Origin of the sequence: Salipiger bermudensis HTCC2601 (assembly GCF_000153725.1) — a bacterium.
Lineage (GTDB): Bacteria > Pseudomonadota > Alphaproteobacteria > Rhodobacterales > Rhodobacteraceae > Salipiger > Salipiger bermudensis.
In genome coordinates, this window is the sequence record NZ_DS022276.1 from 1,801,906 (window position 1) to 1,820,060 (window position 18,155).

The 18,155-nt window shown below is 66.0% G+C and carries 25 protein-coding genes; 10 read left to right on the forward strand and 15 right to left on the reverse strand.

Annotated features, from left to right (window positions below; genetic code table 11):
- Window positions 1–17: 17 nt before the first annotated feature.
- The 11 genes from R2601_RS08515 to ffh form a co-directional block, all read right to left on the reverse strand.
- On the reverse strand, window positions 18–1,178 hold the full coding sequence (locus tag R2601_RS08515; protein ID WP_007796602.1) for a hypothetical protein: 1,161 nt from the start codon (window positions 1,176–1,178) through the stop codon (window positions 18–20).
- A gap of 115 nt (window positions 1,179–1,293) precedes the next feature.
- Window positions 1,294–2,091: a hypothetical protein gene (locus tag R2601_RS08520; protein ID WP_007796606.1), complete on the reverse strand. Its 798-nt coding sequence runs from the start codon at window positions 2,089–2,091 to the stop codon at window positions 1,294–1,296.
- On the reverse strand, window positions 2,088–2,609 hold the full coding sequence (gene rimM, locus R2601_RS08525; protein ID WP_007796608.1) for a ribosome maturation factor RimM: 522 nt from the start codon (window positions 2,607–2,609) through the stop codon (window positions 2,088–2,090). Before rimM ends, R2601_RS08520 begins: the two co-directional genes overlap by 4 nt.
- Before the next feature lie 60 nt (window positions 2,610–2,669).
- Window positions 2,670–3,512, reverse strand: a complete 843-nt coding sequence (locus R2601_RS08530; RefSeq protein WP_007796610.1) for a MipA/OmpV family protein — start codon at window positions 3,510–3,512, stop codon at window positions 2,670–2,672.
- Window positions 3,513–3,641: 129 nt separating this feature from the next.
- Window positions 3,642–4,016, reverse strand: a complete 375-nt coding sequence (rpsP, locus tag R2601_RS08535) for a 30S ribosomal protein S16 (RefSeq protein WP_007796615.1) — start codon at window positions 4,014–4,016, stop codon at window positions 3,642–3,644.
- 50 nt (window positions 4,017–4,066) lie between these two features.
- Window positions 4,067–4,372 (reverse strand): chorismate mutase, encoded by a 306-nt coding sequence (locus R2601_RS08540; RefSeq protein WP_007796617.1) that lies wholly within the window; start codon window positions 4,370–4,372, stop codon window positions 4,067–4,069.
- Complete coding sequence (locus R2601_RS08545; protein ID WP_007796620.1) at window positions 4,365–4,970, reverse strand: GNAT family N-acetyltransferase; 606 nt, start codon at window positions 4,968–4,970, stop codon at window positions 4,365–4,367. The genes R2601_RS08540 and R2601_RS08545 overlap by 8 nt, the downstream gene beginning before the upstream one ends.
- On the reverse strand, window positions 4,970–5,488 hold the full coding sequence (locus tag R2601_RS08550; protein WP_007796623.1) for a GNAT family N-acetyltransferase: 519 nt from the start codon (window positions 5,486–5,488) through the stop codon (window positions 4,970–4,972). Before R2601_RS08550 ends, R2601_RS08545 begins: the two co-directional genes overlap by 1 nt.
- The gene (locus tag R2601_RS08555; RefSeq protein WP_007796625.1) at window positions 5,485–6,015 is read right to left on the reverse strand and encodes a GNAT family N-acetyltransferase; all 531 of its coding nucleotides are present in this window, start codon (window positions 6,013–6,015) and stop codon (window positions 5,485–5,487) included. The genes R2601_RS08550 and R2601_RS08555 overlap by 4 nt, the downstream gene beginning before the upstream one ends.
- A complete protein-coding gene (locus tag R2601_RS08560) occupies window positions 6,012–6,545 on the reverse strand; it encodes a GNAT family N-acetyltransferase (protein WP_007796628.1) in 534 nt (177 codons plus the stop codon). The genes R2601_RS08555 and R2601_RS08560 overlap by 4 nt, the downstream gene beginning before the upstream one ends.
- A 4-nt stretch (window positions 6,546–6,549) precedes the next feature.
- The gene (ffh, locus tag R2601_RS08565; protein ID WP_007796631.1) at window positions 6,550–8,058 is read right to left on the reverse strand and encodes a signal recognition particle protein; all 1,509 of its coding nucleotides are present in this window, start codon (window positions 8,056–8,058) and stop codon (window positions 6,550–6,552) included.
- Between the two features lie 464 nt (window positions 8,059–8,522).
- Here ffh and R2601_RS08570 point away from each other — a divergent pair, with 464 nt between their 5' ends.
- The 3 genes from R2601_RS08570 to R2601_RS08580 all read left to right on the forward strand — a co-directional run bounded on the left by R2601_RS08570 (window position 8,523) and on the right by R2601_RS08580 (window position 10,760).
- Window positions 8,523–8,771, forward strand: coding sequence for a hypothetical protein (locus R2601_RS08570; protein ID WP_110740005.1), 249 nt, complete (start codon window positions 8,523–8,525; stop codon window positions 8,769–8,771).
- Window positions 8,772–9,003: 232 nt separating this feature from the next.
- Window positions 9,004–9,885 (forward strand): LysR family transcriptional regulator, encoded by an 882-nt coding sequence (locus tag R2601_RS08575; protein ID WP_007796637.1) that lies wholly within the window; start codon window positions 9,004–9,006, stop codon window positions 9,883–9,885.
- Between the two features lie 26 nt (window positions 9,886–9,911).
- Window positions 9,912–10,760 (forward strand): DMT family transporter, encoded by an 849-nt coding sequence (locus R2601_RS08580; protein WP_007796640.1) that lies wholly within the window; start codon window positions 9,912–9,914, stop codon window positions 10,758–10,760.
- A gap of 3 nt (window positions 10,761–10,763) precedes the next feature.
- Here the strand turns inward: R2601_RS08580 and R2601_RS08585 are convergent, their stop codons facing one another.
- Window positions 10,764–11,117 carry an ArsR/SmtB family transcription factor gene (locus R2601_RS08585; protein WP_007796643.1) on the reverse strand — a complete coding sequence of 118 codons (354 nt, stop codon included), beginning with the start codon at window positions 11,115–11,117 and terminating at the stop codon, window positions 10,764–10,766.
- 249 nt (window positions 11,118–11,366) lie between these two features.
- On the opposite strand from R2601_RS08585, the gene R2601_RS08590 reads away from it, so the two are divergent.
- The 6 genes from R2601_RS08590 to R2601_RS08615 all read left to right on the forward strand — a co-directional run bounded on the left by R2601_RS08590 (window position 11,367) and on the right by R2601_RS08615 (window position 15,025).
- The gene (locus tag R2601_RS08590) at window positions 11,367–11,714 is read left to right on the forward strand and encodes an AtpZ/AtpI family protein (protein WP_007796646.1); all 348 of its coding nucleotides are present in this window, start codon (window positions 11,367–11,369) and stop codon (window positions 11,712–11,714) included.
- A complete protein-coding gene (locus R2601_RS08595; protein ID WP_195903843.1) occupies window positions 11,704–12,498 on the forward strand; it encodes a F0F1 ATP synthase subunit A in 795 nt (264 codons plus the stop codon). The genes R2601_RS08590 and R2601_RS08595 overlap by 11 nt, the downstream gene beginning before the upstream one ends.
- A 79-nt stretch (window positions 12,499–12,577) precedes the next feature.
- On the forward strand, window positions 12,578–12,802 hold the full coding sequence (locus tag R2601_RS08600; protein WP_007796655.1) for a F0F1 ATP synthase subunit C: 225 nt from the start codon (window positions 12,578–12,580) through the stop codon (window positions 12,800–12,802).
- Window positions 12,803–12,888: 86 nt separating this feature from the next.
- Entirely contained in the window at window positions 12,889–13,440 is a 552-nt protein-coding gene (locus R2601_RS08605; protein WP_007796658.1) for a F0F1 ATP synthase subunit B', read from the forward strand.
- Between the two features lie 4 nt (window positions 13,441–13,444).
- Complete coding sequence (locus R2601_RS08610; RefSeq protein WP_007796661.1) at window positions 13,445–14,008, forward strand: F0F1 ATP synthase subunit B; 564 nt, start codon at window positions 13,445–13,447, stop codon at window positions 14,006–14,008.
- A 207-nt stretch (window positions 14,009–14,215) separates the two neighbouring features.
- Complete coding sequence (locus R2601_RS08615) at window positions 14,216–15,025, forward strand: division plane positioning ATPase MipZ (protein WP_007796664.1); 810 nt, start codon at window positions 14,216–14,218, stop codon at window positions 15,023–15,025.
- Window positions 15,026–15,032: 7 nt separating this feature from the next.
- On the opposite strand, the gene R2601_RS08620 is transcribed toward R2601_RS08615, so the two are convergent.
- Complete coding sequence (locus tag R2601_RS08620; RefSeq protein WP_007796666.1) at window positions 15,033–15,590, reverse strand: HdeD family acid-resistance protein; 558 nt, start codon at window positions 15,588–15,590, stop codon at window positions 15,033–15,035.
- A 172-nt stretch (window positions 15,591–15,762) separates the two neighbouring features.
- A complete protein-coding gene (locus tag R2601_RS08625) occupies window positions 15,763–16,974 on the reverse strand; it encodes a TsoY family (seleno)protein (RefSeq protein WP_007796669.1) in 1,212 nt (403 codons plus the stop codon).
- Window positions 16,975–17,124: 150 nt separating this feature from the next.
- Here R2601_RS08625 and R2601_RS08630 point away from each other — a divergent pair, with 150 nt between their 5' ends.
- Window positions 17,125–17,523, forward strand: a complete 399-nt coding sequence (locus R2601_RS08630; RefSeq protein WP_040544517.1) for a hypothetical protein — start codon at window positions 17,125–17,127, stop codon at window positions 17,521–17,523.
- Between the two features lie 37 nt (window positions 17,524–17,560).
- Here the strand turns inward: R2601_RS08630 and R2601_RS08635 are convergent, their stop codons facing one another.
- Window positions 17,561–18,037: a GNAT family N-acetyltransferase gene (locus R2601_RS08635; protein WP_007796673.1), complete on the reverse strand. Its 477-nt coding sequence runs from the start codon at window positions 18,035–18,037 to the stop codon at window positions 17,561–17,563.
- Window positions 18,038–18,155: the final 118 nt, after the last annotated feature.

An 18,155-nucleotide genomic window follows, 5' to 3' on the forward strand; every position in this document is an offset into this window, starting at 1 on the left:
CGCACCGGCGGGACGGCTCAAGCGGCCTGCTGTGGCGCAATCTCGATATAGTGCTCGAGGCGCGGCGGTGCGATCATCCGGCCGGCGCGAAGGTCCCAGTTGTCGCGGGGGCGCGGGGCCTCTCCGTGGGACGTGGCGAAGATATCGGTCGGGTCGGGCCAGCGCGGCTGCCCGGTCTGCTCTGCAAGCGTGTCAAGCTGGGACGAGAGCGCCGATGCCGCCCGGCTCGCTTCATCCGCATCCTTCGGCACAAATCCAAGCGCCTGCCCGGTGTAGCGCCCGGCATTCCAGCCCCGGATCACGCTGCACAGCCCGCCGAGCCACTCGGTCTCCCCGTTGCGCAGGGCGATCGGGATGCGGCCCGCCTCGGCGATGCGGCTGAGATAGAGCGCGACGCTGGCGCGCTCGCATCCCGGTTGTCGCGCACACCAGAGCGCGGCGCGGGCCTGCTCGGGGTCGGCGAGGTCATGTTCGGCAATCACCTTGTGCCATAGGTCGGGGTCGGGGGCAGTCAGTGCGCGCAGCGCGTCGACAAGCGTGTCTCCTTTGCCCGGGGCGGTCTGCTTCCAGGCCATCCTCGTGGCGCGGAAGGCGGCCCTCTGACGTTCGAAACGCTGGCGGCGTGCGTCGATCTCGAGCACCCGGTCGCGGATCGCGAGAACCACGTCGGGCTTGCGAAAGCGCTGCGCCAGCTCGCCTGCACGGCAAGGGTCGGCGGCGATCAGCTCGCGCAATTGCCACAGGGCCTGGAGTTGCCTGTCATCCAGCTGTTCGACGGTCTCTGCCCGCCAGGTGTGCAGGATGCGCCCGAACACCCGGCTACGAACCGCCGCGCGGGTTTCGGGCTCATGCAGTGCCGTGGGATCCCGCCGCCCGTCGGCTGCCCGAAGGAGGACGCCGAGCTCCTTGCGCATCGTGGCAGGGGCCGGGAGGTCGCGCGGCAGGTGCCGATACGCCCGGGCCGTCAGAAGGCTGGGCGCTGCCGCCGCTGCCCCGCGCCTATCGAGGCGCGGCAGCTTTGCTGCGGACAGGCCAAGTGCCGTCACCACACCGATGCTAGAGAGGATCGTGACCTGCATCATCACCGGCAGATCGGCCCGCTGATGCAGGATCAGAAATAGCAGCGCCGACGTTGTCGCGACGCCATACCAAAGCACACGTTGAATCGCCGGGACCATGAGCGCCCCCTTTTTGTCAAAATCCAGTCTCAAATTGATTTTGATTATGGCGAATTATTGCTGTTACGGGGAAGTTTTCTTGATCTGTTTACCAATTCGTAACGATTGGGGGCTCTTAACTCTGTTTGTTTGCGATTCGACGCAGATTTTTCTTCGCGTCGCGCAGGTTTTCCTCGCTGAGCGCGCTGCGGTTGAGCGCCAAGAAGACCTCGTCGAGCCCGGAAACCGGCTGGGCATTCACCGGCGGGAGAATCGCCAGAGCGTCTCGAATCTCAGGAACTAGGGCGAAAAGATCGAGCAGAGGCGCAAGCGGCCCCTCCCGTCGGTCTCGGCTGAGATCGAGCGATTCAGACATCACACGTGCCGGAGCCACCGCTTTGGCCACGGCCTCGACGGTCCCGTTCAGATCCGTGGCCACCTCCGGTCGGGTGGCGTAGAGGTCGAGATCATCGGTCAGCCGTGTGCTGCGCAGGTTCTGCCACCATGTCGAGCGCAGCCAAGTATCGCTGTCCCGGGTCGAGAAGAAAAATATGAGATCGAGATTGTCTCCGAAGCGGTGGCGTGCGTTCTCGGCAATCACCGACATGATCCGCGGCGCCGCGTGATAACCGGGACGGCGGCGGCGGCCGGGCAGATGACCCGACAGATCCTCGGAGGACATCAGAATCGGGCGCGGGTCGTCGCGCTCGATCCGGCGAAAGAAACGCATGGCGTAGCGCCCCACGGCGTTCAGCGCGGCGTCGTCTTCCGGGGCGGCGCAAAACGCCCGCGTGGCCTCGGTCAGGGCGTCGAAATCCGCCTTGAGATAGACGCGCAGATGCGGCTCGAGCAGCGCCCGGTTGGCACGGAGTGTGCTTTGGACGCTGGTGGTCCCTGTCTTGTGAAATCCTGCGTGAATGACCACGCGGGTCATTCGAGCAGGCCCTCCGGCGGATCGGCGACGATGCGCCCCGAGGCCAGATCCACCGTGGGCACCGCCTCGCGGGTGAACGGCAGCAGGACGGTCTTGGACTGGCCCGGCGCCGTCAGTTCGAGCAGGTCGGTGGCGCCATGGTTGAGCACCGCCTTGACGCGGCCAAGCTCGGCGCCGCCGGTATCAAAGACCGCAAGCCCGATCAGGTCGGTGTGATAGAACTCGTCATCGGGCAGGGTGGGCAGCCTGTCGCGCGGGGCATAGAGCCCGGTGCCACGCAGGGCGTCGGCCTCTTCCTTGCTGCGCACCCCGGAGAGCCGCGCCGCGAAGCCGCCCTTCACGGAGCGGGTGATCTGCACCTCGAAGCTGCGGCTGCCATCCTCGGTGGTCAGCGGTGCATACTCGGCCAAAGCCTCGGGCTCGGCGGTGAAGCTCTTGAGGCGTACCTCGCCGTTCACCCCGAAGGCGCCCGCAATCGTTCCGACACAGATGGTTTCGCTCACACTGGCCTCGCTCATGCCCGGTTTACCGCGCTACTGGATAGACCAGAGCCACGGCGCTTGGCAATCGACGCCGGCTCAGAAGTTCAGACGGATCACCCGGATGACGCCGAAGCGCACGCTCCACTGGTCTTGGGCGCCATCGTCGACGATCGGGCTGTCGGCGGCATCGTTGAGCAGCGAGCGATAGGTCACGCCCCCCTCGAGGCCCCAGTCGCGGTTGATCTGATAGCGCGCGACGAACTCGGCCCCGGCGCCCAGCAGGCCGCCGTCGGCATCATAAGCCGGGCGGTCCGAGGTGGCCTCAGAGGCGGAGACGCCGAAATAGGTGTCTGCGACCTCGTCATTGCCCCAGTAGAGCCGGGGGCCCATGCTCAGGCGCCAGTCGCTTGTGGGGCGGGTGATGAAATCGAACCCGGCCTCGCCGACCCAGCCTTCGTGGCCACCGAAACCGCGGCGCACATCGGCATAGGTGCGGTAGTTCTCGGCAGTGTAGCCCACGCCGATGCCCAGCTCGACCGCCGCATCGATATCGTCCATTCCGCGCAGGCCGTCATATTCCGAGGAGTCGCGCTCGCCGATGTAATCGAACGAGCCATGCACGTCGAAGCCGCGGAAGTCGTTCCAGGCGTCGCTGTCGCCGAAGTCGAGCCCGTCCGACAGGCGCAGGCTGTGGAAGCGGAAGCCGAGATCGGGCACCACGCTATACTCGTCCGAGCCCAGGTATTCCGGTGCCATGCCGATGCCGCCGCGCAGGCTGAAGACAAAGCCACGCTGCCGCGTGCCCTGGCTCGACAGCGCCGGGGAGGCGGTCGTGTCAGACGCGTTGTCGAGCAGCGATGTCACCTCCTGAGCGCTGACCATGGCGGGCGCGGCAAGCAGGGCAAGCGCAACAGCGGTTGCGGTGCGGAAGGTTGTCATCGGGCGGCTCCTGTCTGGGGCAATGCGATTCGTAGTCTAGCGCCTTTGAATTTGTTTCCTACTGTTGGGGAACAAAAAAAGCGCAGCGGGCCGAACCCGCTGCGCCTGTGTTGCCGAAAGGCAGACGAATTACTCGGCTGCGGCCTCTTCCGATGCCTCTGCGGCTTCGGCGGCCTTGGCGGCGCGAGCTTCGGCACGCTCCTGAGCGGCCTTGCCCGGCTTCGCCTTGTTCGGGTTGTTGCGGGTTTTCTTCTCGGCGACGCCGGCGGACTCGAGGAAGCGCGCGACGCGGTCGGTGGGCTGGGCGCCCTGGCCGAGCCAGTACTGCACGCGCTCGAGGTCCATCACCACGCGGCGCTCGTCATCCTTGGCGAGCAGCGGGTTGTAGGTGCCGAGCTTCTCAACGAAGCGGCCGTCGCGCGGCATGCGCGAGTCGGATGCGACGATGGCGTAGTGGGGGCGCTTCTTGGAACCGCCGCGGGCGAGACGAATCTTGATGGCCATTTCAGTTTCTCCTTATCGAATGGCGTTGGGTCGTGCCGGTTGAGCCGGCCTTACGATTGGTGTTGTTCGTGGTGCTTGATGACTTCCTGAATGACGAAATTCAGGAACTTCTTGGCGAAGTCGGGGTCGAGGTCGGCCTTCTCCGCCAGATCCTGCAGCCGCGCGATCTGCTTTTCCTCTCGCGCGGGGTCGGAAGGGGGCAGGTCGTGATGCGCCTTGAGGACGCCCACGGCCTGGGTGTGCTTGAACCGCTCGGCCAGCGTGAAGACGAGGATCGCATCCAGCCGGTCGATGCTTTCGCGGTGTTCCTTGAGCAGCGCCGCGGCGCGTGCCACCGGATCATGGGTCTCAGTCAATGGCCCAGCCTTTCGGTTTGAACAGGGGATCCTGGAAATTCGCGATTTCCATGTCGATGCCGTGGGCGAGCTGCGTGCCGCGCAGCGCCGCCGGGGCGGGATGGCGATAGACCGCGTCGGAGCCGTCGATCGAAGGGGCCTCGGCGTCCTTCGTTGCGCCGAGCCGTTCCGCGAGGCGGATCGAGTCGAGGTTCTTCGGGTCGATATAGCTGACCGCGGTGTCCCAGCCCTTCTCGTCGTAGAAGTGCCTGCGCACGCGATGGGTGGCCTCGAGCGCAAAGCCCTTGCCGCCCTTGTCGGGCCAGATGATCCAGGCGATCTCGCGCTCGGGCCATTTCGCCGGGCACCAGCCGCCGGCCATGCCGACGGTCTCGCCGGTGTCGCGCAGGTGGACCATCCACATGCCGAAACCGCGGATCTCCCAGTGGCCGATCTCGGCGGCGTAGAGCATCCATGCCTCGTACGCGTTGAGCGGCCCGCCCATGAAGCGCGAGCGATACGAGGCGAAGGTGGCCTTGAAATCCGGGTAGTCCTGCGGTTCGGGCGCGCGCAGCACCAGGCGGGCAGTCTCGAGCATGGGAATGTCGTAATGCGCCATCACACGCCCTCCCGCTGCTCGGGGTGTCGGTAGACGTGGCAAGTCTGACCGAAGAGCGTGTCTTCGCCCTCGTAATGCGCGCCAAGCCGCAGCGCCAGCGCCCGCGACCGGTCGTTGGTCGGGTCGATCATGCTGATCAGCCGGGTCAGGCCGAAATGGCGGGCGGCGGCAGAGCGCGCCGCCTCGACAGCCTCGTGGGCATAGCCCTTGCCCTCGTAGGCGGCGAAGATGCCATACGCCAGTTCCGGCTCGGGCCATTCGATATGGTGCAGCACGCCGGCATGGCCGATCATCTCGCCGCTGTCGCGCACGGTGATGTGCCAAAGGCCATAGCCACGCAGCTGCCATTGCCCGGCGCTGCGCAGGAGCATGCGCCAGACCTCGCCGCGCTCGGACGGGCCCCCGACATATTTCGAGCGCTCGTCGGCGAAGAAGCCGCAGAGCGGGTCGAGATCCTCGAAGCGCGGGGCACGCAGCACGAGGCGGTCGGTTTCGATCACGGGCACCTCGACGCTCATCCCAGAACCTCCTCGGGTCCGGGATGGCGATAGAGCATGTCTTCGCCCATGCTGTAATTCATGTAGGTGCGCTCGTACGTGGCACCCATGCGCTCGGCCAGCGCCACCGAACGGGTGTTGCCCGGCACGATGTTCGAGGTCAGCGTGGTCAGCCCGAGATCCTCGTAGGCGTAGCGACGCACGCGCTCGGCGGCCTCGCGGGCGATGCCGCGGCCCTCGAAACCCTCGAAGACCACCCAGCCGATTTCCGGCTCGGGCCAACCCTCGGGATTCCAGATGCCGGAGATGCCGGCGGGCTGGCCGGTCTCTTTCATCTCGATGGTGAAGTAGCCGTAGCCGCGCAGCTGCCAGTGGCCGATATTGAGCGCGAACCAGCGCCAAGCGTCGCCGCGATGGTCGTAGCCGCCGAAGCCATCGGCGCGTTCGCGGTCGAGCAGGAAGGCGATCATCGGCTCGGCATCGGTTGCTTCCGGGCCGCGCAGGATCAGGCGCTCGGTCTCGAGGCGGGGGGCGTTGGGCACGATCATGCGTAGGCCTCCGGGCTGCCATCCGCATCGGCGCGGTGACGGTAGACCACGGTCTCCGCCGGGGTCTCGCCCGCGGGCAGCGGCGCGTCCTCGTCATGCTTGGCGCCAAGCCGCTCGGCCAGCGCGATGGAACGGTCGTTGCCGGGGGTGATGTAAGAGACCAGCGACTCGAAGCCGTTTTCCCACGCCCAGTGCAACGCCGCCTGCGCCGCCTCGGCGGCATAGCCCTTGCCTTCGGCGCCCTCGAGCAGGGTCCAGCCGATCTCGGCCTCGGGGAAATGCGGCGGCTGCGACAGGCCGACCTGCCCGACGAAGCTGCCGTCCCTGGTTTCGATGCCCCAGTAGCCGAAGCCCCGCAGGTCCCACATGCCCACCTCGGACGCAATCCAGCGCCACGCTTCCTTGCGCGGAAGCGGGCCACCCATGAAGCGCGCGCGGTCGGTCTCGAACAGGTCGCAAAGCGCCTCGAGATCGGCCAGAACGTGGCCTCGCAGGGTCAGCCGGGGGGTATGGAGGACGGGGGCGGGCACGGGCTTACTTCTTCTTCCCCATGCCGCTCAGGCCGGGCGGCAGGCCACCGCCGCCACCCATGCCGGGCAGGCCGCCGGGCATCCGGCCGCCCATCGCCTTGGCCGCCTGTTCCAGCGCCTTGGGGTCCATCTGGTTCGGGTCCATGCCCTCGGGCATGCCGCCTTTGCCGAACATGCCCTTCATGGCCTGTTTCAGCATGCCGCCTTTGCCCATCTTGCCCATCTTCTTCATCATGTCGGACATCTGGCGCTGCATCTTCAGCAGCTTGTTGAGATCCGACACTTCCATGCCAGCACCCTTGGCGATGCGCTTCTTGCGCGACGCCTGCAGGAGCTGCGGGTTGGCGCGCTCCTTCTTGGTCATGGAGTTGATCAGGGCGATCTGCTGCTTGAGGATCTTGTCGTCGATCCCCGCGCCGTCCATCTGCTTGGCCATCTTGGCGGCGCCGGGCAGCATCTGCATCATGCCTTCCATGCCGCCCATCTTGATCATCTGCTCGAGCTGCATCTTCAGGTCGTTCATGTTGAACTGACCCTTGGAGAAGCGCTTCATCATGCGCTCGGCCTGCTCGGCCTCGAGCGTCTGCTGCGCCTTCTCGACCAGCGCGACGATGTCGCCCATGCCGAGGATGCGGCCCGCGACACGGTCCGGCTCGAAGGTCTCGAGCGCGTCCATCTTCTCGCCGAGACCGACGAACTTGATCGGCTTGCCGGTGACCGCGCGCATCGACAGCGCCGCACCGCCGCGGCCGTCGCCGTCCATCCGGGTCAGAACCACGCCGGTGATGCCGATGCGGGTGTCGAAGTTCTCGGCGGTGTGCACCGCGTCCTGGCCGGTAAGGCCGTCGACCACCAGCAGCGTTTCGCGCGGGTTGGCGACGTCGCGCACTGCCTCGACCTGCGCCATCAGCTCTTCGTCGATCGACAGGCGACCGGCGGTGTCGAGCATGTAGACATCGTAGCCGCCGAGGCCCGCCTGGGTCTTGGCGCGCTTGGCGATCGCGACCGGGTCCTCGCCCTTGACGATCGGCAGCGTGTCGACGCCGATCTGGGTGCCGAGGATGGCGAGCTGTTCCATGGCGGCGGGGCGGTTGACGTCAAGCGAGGCCATCAGGACCTTCTTGCCGTCGCGCTCCTTGAGCCGCCGGGCGAGCTTGGCGGTGGTGGTGGTCTTGCCGCCGCCTTGCAGGCCGACCATCAGGATCGGCGCCGGCGGGCTGTCGACGCGCAGCGAGCCGGGCTCGCCTTCGCCGGCGAGCACGGCGATGAGCTCGTCATGGACGATCTTGACGACCTGCTGGCCCGGCGTGACCGACTTGGTGACCGCAGCGCCGGTCGCCTTTTTCTCGACCGCCTTGATGAACTGGCGCGCCACCGGCAGCGAGACGTCGGCCTCGAGCAGGGCGACACGCACCTCGCGCAGCGCGGTGCGGACGTCGTCCTCGGACAGCGCGCCCTGTTTCGTCAGCCGGTCGAAGACGCCGCCAAGGCGCTCTGATAGATTCTCGAACATGGGGCCGCTGGCCTCCCGTCTGTTGTCCTTGTGCCCTCCCGAGATAGGGACGGCGGCGCGATGAGTCATCGGGGCAATGCAGAATGGCCCCCGTGGGCGCAACGCGCTGACGGAGGGCGATCCCGGGCAAACCCCAAGGGACCGGAGGCGCAATAAGGCTTCCGGAGTCGCCCCGCGGATACGGCGCGCGGGCCTGCGAGTCAAGCTTTACGGGCTTTGCAGGTGCAGCAATCGTTGGTCCCACATGTTGCCGCGGCACACGTGATGCGCTAGCTGGACTCCGCAGCGGCATCGGCTGGCGGGAGACTGCTCCGAGGTTGGGCTTTGGCTGCGGCAGACTGCGCAAAAATAGCACAGGTGGTTATTTTGCGCGCGGAATGCTGCCGGTGCGAGAATTCAGGCTGGTCGATTCGGCCTTTTGCCGCTAAGGAAAGTACGAGAAACGCTCATTTTTGAGGTGAAGAATGAAACTGAAGTCTCTTATGACCTCCGCAGCCATCCTCGGCATGGTTGCTTCCTCCGCAGCATACGCAGCTGGCCCGACCGAAGTCGTGGTGGAAGACGATCCCTACGCGCTGGCCGCTCCGGCAAGCTCGTCGTCGGACGCAGGGACCATCGCGGCCATCGTCGGTGGCGCCGCGCTGATCGCTCTGATCGCGTCGTCGTCGGACGGCTCGTCCAGCAGCAGCAGCAGCAGCTCGACCAGCGACTGAGCTCATTGCTGAGCACGTCGGGGTCGTACCGCCCCGTCGCAGAGAATTTGAGATGCGCCCCCGCTTGCGAGGGCGCATTTTTCTTGGGCATCGACGATCTTTCCGGTGTCGCGGCCTTCCGCCCGGCCCGCCGGCATGCTGCCCGGAGAATCTCTTTTCCCGTCGCGTGCTTGCAACGCGGTGATGGTTCGTACCATACCGGGTTGAGTGTGATCCGAAGCGTGGACCTAGAATGACCAACTGGGATGAGATCCGCACCGCCTACCAGGTGGCGCGACTGGGAACCGTCAGCGGCGCGGCCGAGGTTCTCGGAGTTCACCACGCCACGGTGATCCGGCATATCGACGCGCTCGAGGCGCGCATGGGCGTGAAACTCTTCCAGCGCCACGCCCGCGGATATACCCCCACCGAGGCCGGGCAGGATCTGGCCCGGGTGGCGCAGGCCACAGATGACCAGTTCCAGCAACTCGCCGGTCGCATCAAGGGGCAGGGCGAGGGGGTCTCGGGCGAACTTCTCGTCACGTCGCTGATCAATTTCTCGCCGTTGATGGTCGGGGCGCTGGAGTCCTTCCGCGAGGCTCATCCCGAAATCGTGGTGCGCTACCTGACCGGCACGCGTCTTTTCCGGCTTGAATACGGCGAGGCCCACGTGGCGCTCCGGGCGGGCTCTGCCCCGCAGGAGCCGGACAACGTGGTGCAGCCCTTCGCGCGGCAGGCGGTGGCGCTTTTCGGGGCGCGCAGCTACATTGAGCGGCGCGGCAAGCCCGACAGTGTCGAGGCCCTGCAGAGCCATGATTTCGTCGGCTATGACGATCCCGATTCCCGCGCGCCCTACGCTATCTGGATGAAGAAGCACGTCCCGTTCGAGCGCGTGGTGTTCCGCGCCGAGGACGGTCGCGTGCAGCAGGAGGCGGTGCGTGCCGGCGCCGGGCTCGGCTTCATGGCCGAGCAGGAGGGCCGCGCCGACCCCGATCTGGTCCAGATCCTGCCCGCGCAGGAAGACTGGTCCTCGCCGCTGTGGCTGGTGACCCATGTCGACCTGCACCGGACTCCCAAGGTTCAGGCCTTCCTGAAACATCTCAAGGATTACGCGACGGAGCGCGACAAGGCGTGAGCCCGGCAAGTCAGGGCCACCTCGCGATGCTGAGCTTCTCGGCGCTGGTCGCGGGCTCTTTCGCCATGGGATCGCTCGCGGCGCCGCATATCGCGCCGACGGCTTTGAACGCGGTGCGCTTCGTGCTTGCAGGGCTGATCCTGTCGGGCGTGGCGGCTGCCAGCGGGAAGGTGACACGCGCCTCGCTTGAGGCGCCGTGGCGCTACCTCGTGCTTGGCGGGCTGATGATCGCGTATTTCGTGCTGATGTTCGAAGGCCTCAAGACCGCGGCCCCGGTGAGCATGTCGGCGGTCTTCACCCTGACGCCGCTGATGGCGGCGGGTTTCGGCTGGCTGCTGATGCGTCAGCGCATGACCGGGCGGATGGCGCTGGCCCTCGCGGTGGGCGCCGTCGGCGCGCTGTGGGTCATCTTCGACGGCAGCCTTCAGGCGGCGCTGCGGTTCGGCGTCGGGCGCGGCGAGGCGGTCTACTTCGTCGGCTGTGCCGCCCACGCCGTCTATGCGCCGCTCGTGCGCAAGCTGAACCGTGGTGAGCCGGCGCTGGTCTTCACGCTCTGGACCAACCTTGCGGGTACGGCAATGCTGCTGATCTGGGGGTGGCCCGCGCTGATGGCGACGGACTGGACAGCGCTGCCGCCGATCGTCTGGATCACCATCGCCTACACTGCCATCGCCGCCACCGCGGCCACTTTCGTGCTCCTGCAGTTCGCGGCGCTGCGCCTGCCCTCGGCCAAGGTCATGGCTTATACCTACCTCACCCCGTCCTGGGTCATCCTCTGGACGCTGGTGCTGGGGCAGGGGGTGCCGCCGGCGGTGATCCTCGTTGGTGTGGCGCTGACCGTGGTGGCGCTGCTGCTGCTGCTCAAGAACGAGTGACGGTCAGACCCGGTCCTGGTCCTGGATCGCAGGCCCGGTTCCGAGCTCCTCGGCGAGGAAACGCTCGAAGGCGTCGAGATTGACCGGCTCGACAAGCCCGAACCCCACCATCCAGACCGAGGCCTCGCGCAGCGCATCCGGCTCGAGCTTGCACCATTTCACGCGGCCACGCTTTTCCTGGCTGATCAGTCCGGCCGCAGCGAGGATGGCGAGGTGCTTGGAGACCGCCGCAAGCGACATCTCGAAGGGGTCTGCCACGTCGGTCACCGCCATGTCGTCCTCGAGCAGCATCGCGAGGATGCGGCGGCGGGTCGGGTCTGCGAGGGCGGCAAAAACGGCGGAGAGCGTGTCGGTCATGTCGCCATAAGCCGTGCCGCCGATGGCATCGTCAAGCCGGTCTCGGCCATGCTCAACCGCGCAGTTGAATAAGGAATGGCGCCTCCGTTGGCGCTAACCTGGCGCCGGGGGCTTTGATGTGAGAGAGGGTGTGAATTTAAAAACATTAGATATCAGAGCCTTAAGGTGTCTTGATCGTCTGTTCACCGGTTCTTGACTCGGGGCGCTCCGCCGCATAGCAACATCGCGAAACTCCTTTTGGACTGAACAGTGAGCGACCCCGATCCGAAGCAGCAACTCGATGCGCTGGAGGCGAAGATCGCGGCGGCCAAGGCCGCCCGGGAAAGCGACAAGGTCCATCAGGAGGAACATTATTCCCAGGCACAGCTCGCCTGGCGGATGGTCACGGAGATGGTTGCCGGTCTCGGGATCGGTTTTGGCATCGGATACGGGCTTGATGTGCTGTTTGGCACCACCCCGTTCCTCATGGTGCTGTTCACATTGCTGGGGGTCGTGGCGGGTATCCGGGTGATGCTGCGCAGCGCCGCCGAAATCCAGCAGGCGCAACTGGCCAAGCAGGCCGGAGAAGACGAGAAGAGGGATCGCAATGGCGACTGAAGCAACGCACGGTGCTGAGATGGCCGGACACGGCGCAGAGAACGCCGCCGAAACGGGTGGTCTCGTCTTCCACCCGATGGACCAGTTCATCGTCAAGCCGCTGTTCGGCGACGGTGCGGTTGGCATGTTCACCATCACCAACGTCACCCTGTGGATGCTGATCGCGATCCTCGTGATCGTCGCGCTGATGGTGTTCGGCACCTCGCGCCGCGCTGTCGTTCCCTCGCGCAGCCAGTCGGTGGCCGAGCTTGCCTACGGCTTCATTCACAAGATGGTCGAGGACGTGGCCGGCAAGGACGGGCTCGTCTACTTCCCCTACATCATGACGCTGTTCATGTTCATCGTGATCGCCAACTTCCTCGGCCTGATCCCGATGAGCTTCACCACCACCTCGCACTTCGCGGTGACCGTGGTTCTGGCGCTCTGCGTGTTCCTCGGCGTGACCATCCTCGGCTTCGTCAAGAACGGTGCCTCCTTCCTGAGCCTGTTCTGGGTGTCGTCGGCGCCGATGGCGCTGCGCCCGGTCCTGGCGATCATCGAGATCATCTCGTACTTCGTGCGCCCGGTCAGCCACTCCATTCGTCTTGCCGGCAACGTCATGGCGGGCCACGCGGTTCTCAAGGTGTTCGCAGGCTTCGCTGCCGTCGCCGCGATCTCGCCGCTGACCATCGTCGCGATCACCGCGATCTACGGTCTCGAGGTTCTGGTGGCCTTCATTCAGGCCTACGTCTTCACGATCCTCACCTGCGTCTACCTCAAGGACGCACTGCATCCGCACCATTGACGTAGCGGCGGGGCCCGCGCCCCGCTCTACCCCGCAGAACACCCCTATCGATCACTTCCACACGTAAGGAGATACCACCATGGAAGGTCAACTCGCACACATCGGCGCAGGTCTCGCAGGTCTCGGCACCGGTCTCGCCGCACTTGGTGTGGGCAACGTCGCCGCGAACTTCCTCGCCGGCGCGCTGCGCAACCCCTCGGCTGCTGCTTCGCAGACCGCGACCCTGTTCATCGGCATCGCATTCGCCGAAGCACTGGGCATCTTCTCCTTCCTCGTTGCTCTGCTGCTGATGTTCGCCGTCTAATCGACGGAACGAAAATCCTTACGCGCGGGCGGTCCCGTCCCTGACGGGCCGCCCGATGTAGAGACAACGTTCCGACGGAGGACGACATGGCGACAGAACCCATCGCCGGAGAATTCGCGAGCGCCTGCGTGGACAGCCATGGCTCTGCCATCGGCATGCCCCAGCTGTGCGCTGAGTGGATCCCGAACCAGGTCTTCTGGCTTGTCATCACGCTTGTGGTGATTTTCTTCGTGCTGTCGCGCATCGCTCTGCCGCGGATCGCATCCGTCCTGGCCGAGCGCCAGGGCACGATCACGAATGACATCGCCGCCGCAGAGGAGCTGAAGCGCCAATCCGCCGACGCCGAAGCGGCGTACGACAAGGCGCTCGCGGATGCCCGTGCCGAGGCCCAGGCCATCGGTCAGCAGACCCGCGACGAGATCAAGGCGCAACTCGACGAGGCGACCCGCGAAGCGGACGCCCAGATCGCGGAAAAGACCGCCGAGTCGGAAGCGGCCATCGCCGAAATCCGTGCCTCGGCCCTCGCGAATGTCGAGATCGTCGCAAAGGACACCGCGGCAGCCATCGTGGCAGCCCTTGGTGGCAAGGCGGATCAGGCAGCCATCTCTTCGGCTGTCGACAACCGGATGAAAGGGTGAGCCGATGCGTAAGCTGATCATCACCAGCGCCCTTGGCGCAAGCCTTGCCAGCCCCGCGCTGGCGGCGTCCGGCCCGTTCTTCTCGCTGCGCAACACCGACTTCGTGGTGCTGCTCGGTTTCCTGCTCTTCCTTGCTGTCCTGGCCTACTTCAAGGTCCCGGGCATGCTGGGAAAGCTGCTGGACAAGCGCGCCGACGACATCCGCAACGAGCTCGACGAAGCGCGCGCGCTGCGTGAAGAGGCCCAGACGCTTCTTGCCTCCTACGAGCGCCAGCAGCATGAGGTCTCTGCACAGGCGGACCGCATCGTTGCAAACGCCAAGGAAGAGGCCGAGATCGCCGCCGAACAGGCCCGCAAGGACCTCAAGGATGCCATCGCACGCCGTCTCGCTGCCGCCGACGACCACATCGCTTCGGCTCAGGCATCGGCCGTGAAGGAAGTGCGCGACCGTGCCGCAATCGTGGCCGTGGCGGCTGCCCGCGATGTCATCGCGCAGCAGACCAGCGCTGCAGACAAGGACCGGATGATCGACGAGTCGATCGCCGAAGTCGGTGCCAAGCTGCACTGACCCGCAAGGTCCCCGAGAATTCCAAGAAGCCCGGCCACTGGTCGGGCTTTTTTCTGTCCCGCGGTCGGATTTGCGGCACGTGGAACACGGTCGGGGCTTGCCTTGCCGTTGCGCCATCGGCAAGACTTTGCTTGTTGGCTCCCACCAGATACGGTAGCTCGACCAGGTCCACAGCGGTACATGTGGTCATCAGGACAAGAGGGTAGCGTGGCACATATCATCGTCGTCGGGAACGAGAAGGGCGGGGCGGGCAAATCCACCGTCTCGATGCATGTGGCCACCGCGCTTGCCCGGCTGGGCTACAGGGTCGGGGCGCTCGACCTCGACCTGCGTCAGCAGACCACCGGCCGCTACTGCGACAACCGCCGCCGCTTCCTCGAGAGCGAGGGGCTCGAGCTGCCCAGCCCGCATTACATGGAGCTGCCGCAGGTCGATCCCTCCGAGCTGGCGCCCGGCGAGAACGCCTATGATCATCGGCTGAGCAAGGCGGTCTCGATGCTCGAGGCTGACAGCGATTTCATCCTGATCGACTGCCCCGGCTCGCACACCCGCCTGAGCCAGGTGGCGCACACGCTCGCCGACACGCTGATCACCCCGCTCAACGACAGCTTCATCGATTTTGACCTGCTGGCCCGCATCGACGGCGACGGCGAGAAGATCCTCGGCCCGTCGGTCTATTCCGAGATGGTCTGGAATGCCCGGCAGCTGCGCGCACAGGCCGGGCTCAAGCCGATCGACTGGATCGTGCTGCGCAACCGCCTCGGCGCCCAGCAGATGATCAACAAGATGAAGATGGAGAAAGCGCTCGAGCGTCTTTCCAAGCGCATCGGTTTCCGCATCGCGCCGGGGTTCTCCGAGCGGGTGATCTTCCGCGAACTGTTCCCGCGTGGCCTGACGCTGCTCGATCTCAAGGATATCGGCGTCAAGCAGCTGAATATTTCGAACGTGGCGGCGCGTCAGGAACTGCGCGACCTGATGAGCACGCTCGATCTGCCCGAGGTCGAGATCCGCTTCTGAGGCGGCGCTAGCGCAGCCGCCAGGCCAGCGCCGCAACGCCGATGCCGGAGGTCAGCAGCTCGATACCGAGAAAGATCCCGAGGATGCCGCCACCGGCTTCCGGGATGGCGAAGATGATCCAGAGGCCGAGGGCCACGGAGATCGCCCCGGCCAACGCCAGCCAGCCCCAGCCGCGCCGCTCGCGCAGGTGAAAGGCGAGCAGGACGCGCAGCAGCCCGACGGCGATGAAGAACCCGGCGATGATCAGCGTGAGCGAGACGATTCCGGCGAGGGGGTTGGCCAGCAGCGCGACGCCGAAGGCGAGCACAATGAAGCCCAGCAGCCCCGAGACAAGCCGCGCAGAGCCGGGCCCGTCATCCTGAAACGCGATCCACAGCTGAAGGACTCCACCAAGTAAGAGGATGCTGCCCGCGATGGCCACTGCGGTCAGCGATGCGGCAAAGGGGTTCAGGAAGGCGACGATCCCGCCGACGATGAGCAGCGCGCCGAGGACCAGCAGCCAGCGCCAGTCGGGCCCGAGCGGGCGGCGGGGTCGGGTCTCGCGTTGGGGCATGGGATCGGACATGGGGCACTCCTCTGGGCTGCAGGGAGAACCACGCTGGAGCGTCCCCGTTCCATCACCATGCCGCGACACGGGATTTCGCGAAAGGCAGGACTCGGGGTTTCTCGTGTGTCACGACAGGGGGCCGAAGGTGTGCCTTCGGCCCTTCCTGTTGTGGCCTCGGTGACTGGCCAGGTCACTCCGCCGCCACTGCGATCTCCTCGCGGCGCCCGAAGTGCTGGCGGTTGAGCCGCAGCACCAGCCAGACGGCGAGCGCCTGCGCGATCAGCGCCACGGCGGTCAGCGCCCAGAAGGCGAGGCTGAACTTGTCGACCATGCCGGCGGCCACCAGCCCCTTGTTGATGAAGAACTGCAGCATCACTGACAGCGCCACCGCAGGGCAGACCAGCGCGTAGGAGCCGGGCGAGGTCTTGGGACCGAGCACGAAGTCGCGGAAATAGCCCTGGGCTCGCAGCACCGTCATCCCCAGCAGCAGGAACACCACCTGCACCGAGAGCATTCGGGCCAGGAAGACCAGCGTCTCGCCGGCATTGCCATGTGCGTCGAAGGTGGTGTGCAGCCCGTGCGCCTGGCGCAGGAACATGATGCCGAGCACGGTCATGATCGGCACGATGATCAGCAGGGTCGGGCCGGCCTCGCGCGCGGTGCCGTAATGCAGCATCGAGCTCAGAGCGGTGATCGCGGCCATCACGGTGTAGATCATCGCGGTCACGCCGAGGAAGGTCGACAGCACCAGTGCGGTGCCGACGGTCACAGGGTTGCCGCTCATGGCGGCGGGGGCGGCGAAGCCCACGGCGACCATGGCGATGGCAAAGGCGGGCAGCAGCTGGGCAAAGGAGTTATGCGCGGTGACATCGAAGATGCCCCCCTTCGACAGCACCCGGCCGAGAAAGCCGCCAAGCTGTCGGAAGGCCAGCACGCCGATCAGCGCGAAGGCCACCATGGCGAAGGGGAAGAGATACTCGACCACGGACCACAGGCCGGGCACGAAGACCAGCCCGAGGATGAAGCCCACATTCACCGTCATGGCAAGCGCCAGCGGCATCGCGAGCACCGAGCTCTCGGTGTTGGACTGCTTCATCTCTTGCCATGCGGCGGTCTGTTTGAAGGCGCTGAAGCTGCGCAGGTTCCAGATCAGCGACTTGATGTTGAGCACCGCGAAGACGGCGATTCCCAGCATCGCGACCACGATCGCCACCTGTTGCGGCAGCAGCCCCCCGGCCCAGGCGGCGGCGATGTCCTCGAAGATCGGGACGGCCTGCCCGGGGTGGGGCACCCAGAACATCAGGTACATGAAGAACGAGACCGCCGTACCGCCCGCGCCCAGCGACGCGAGGAAATAGGTCGGCGAGTAGGTGTCTGCGGGGCGTGCAAGCGTGCGTGCCATGACGGCCTCCCATAAATTCGCTGTACGGAATGTATTATACATTCATAAATGGGAATGTTAAGGCGGTCAGACCCGCGACAAGTGCGCACACCGATTGCCGGGCTCATCGTGGTTAGGGGCTGGTTAACCAATCCCTGCTTATGCTGCGGGATGAGAAGGGTGCTGCTCACGGTTTTCTTGCTGACCTCCGCCTGCAACACGGGCGGGCCGGGGTTTCGCGGCGTTCCGGCGCAGCGGGTGGAGGTCGAGGGCTCGCGCTTTCTCCTGCGGGTAAACGGAGCAATGGCCGAGGCGACCCGCATCAGCCCGGAATTCCCGGCCCGGTTCGAACCGATTGCCGAGCGCGCGCAGAAGGCCGCCTTCCTTCAGACCGGCTGCGAACCGGACTGGGTCATCGGCGATCCCGCAGTGCTGGTGATGGGCCTGTCCTGCGATGGCGCGCCCGCCCCGAAGAAGCCCCGCCGGGGCCGCATCTCCTGCGCGATCTTCAGCGGCTATGCCAGCGCCGGGCTCGGCGGCAGCGCAGAGCTTGAGTGTCGGGGGTACTGAGGCGCGGTGCAGGGGCGCAGAGGGCGAGAGGGCCGGATCAGCCGCGCGCGGGCTCGGCCACGGACTTCTCGTAGAAAATGCTCGAAGGGCTGTCCTCGTAGGCCCCGAAGGGCGGGCGCCGGGTAAAGCCCGAGTCCTCGTAGAGCGACACCGCGGCGGCCAGCTTGTCGCCGGTTTCGAGCCGCAGCATCGGCAGCCCCTCGGCCAGTGCCGCGTGCTCGATATGGCACAGCAGCCGCCGTGCCACGCCGATCCCGCGCGCCACCGGCGCCACGAACATCGACTTCACCTCGCCATAGCCGTCGCGCCGGGCCAGCGCCGCACAGCCGAGCAATTCCCCGCCCTCTTCCTCTTCGGCGCCATAGAAGGTAATGCCCTCGGCACAAAGCGCGTCGATGTCGAGATAGTGGTTCTCTTCCGGCGGAAACAACGCGTTCATCAGGGCGTGGCTTTCGCTCAGCAGGGCCCGCGCGCGCGGGTCGCGGGGCGAGATCGGTCGAATGGCTAGAGGCATGGGGCAGCTCCTCGCAGGCTCAGCGATGAAAAGCGCTAACACGCGTTTCGTCAAGAACTCGTTTTCACGGTGTGTGCGCAATATCTTGTGGATAATAAGCGGCCTTCCGCGATATGCA